The sequence below is a fragment of the Flavobacterium sp. FlaQc-48 genome (genome assembly GCF_044007335.1).
Classification (GTDB): domain Bacteria; phylum Bacteroidota; class Bacteroidia; order Flavobacteriales; family Flavobacteriaceae; genus Flavobacterium.
The window spans coordinates 1-864 of record NZ_JBIPCR010000048.1 but is presented as its reverse complement, the minus strand read 5'-3'; the positions used below and the strand labels follow the sequence as shown (position 1 = coordinate 864).

Annotated in this window: 1 protein-coding gene; it reads right to left on the bottom strand. The window is 42.7% G+C overall.

Annotated elements, in window-relative coordinates:
- On the bottom strand, window positions 1-864 hold an 864-nt coding region (locus tag ACHRWY_RS27520), incomplete at both ends, for a type IX secretion system membrane protein PorP/SprF (RefSeq protein WP_395359215.1).

Below are 864 nucleotides of genomic sequence, written 5' to 3'. Positions count from 1 at the left end.
GTTTTTGAAGAATTCATAACGCAGGAATATTTCATGTGATCCGGAATTGTAATTGTTCAGGTTGGTGGTTTCACGATCATAACCGTATCCCAAATAAAGCCCGTCTGTGATTTGAAAACCCACCATCGCACTTACAGAGGCGCTCCATCTATAGGCTACACCAACCACAAATTTCTCGATGAACATGAAATTGGCCGAAATATCGACCTGCAAAGGCGCACCTTCGACCATTTTGCCCAGTACGGCGGGTTTGAATTTTATGTTTTGGTACTGATCCAGATCAAATACATATCCGGCCATTAGATAATAGTTGATCTTGTCTTTGTAAATCGCCACATCATTATCGTCATAACGATTGGTTTCTATAAAATTAGGGACTGATAAACCTATGTACGCCTTATCTGAATGCCAGTAAACCCCGGCCCCGACATTGGGAGAAAATTTATTGCTGAGATCCTGAAACTGCGGATCGCCCTGATCTTCGGGATTTAGTTTGCTCATATCCAGATTGAACAAGTTTGCCGTTCCCTTGATCCCAAAAGAAAGTTTAAAATCGGCAGAAGTCTGAACCGTATAAGAAAGGTCTACCGATAAATTGTTCTCATTGGTTGGGCCTATTTTATCATTGACTAAAGATACTCCTACTCCCAGGTTGCTATTGTTTATAGGGGTATTTACTGAAAAACTGCTGGTTTCAGGAGCTCCGTCAAGCCCAACCCACTGGGTACGATACAACCCAAAAATACTTAAAGCACCACGCGAACCCGCATAAGCCGGATTGATGTTGATCGCGTTGTACATGTATTGCGTAAACTGTGCATCCTGCTGCCCATAACCCGCAAGCGTGACAAACATTATGACGAA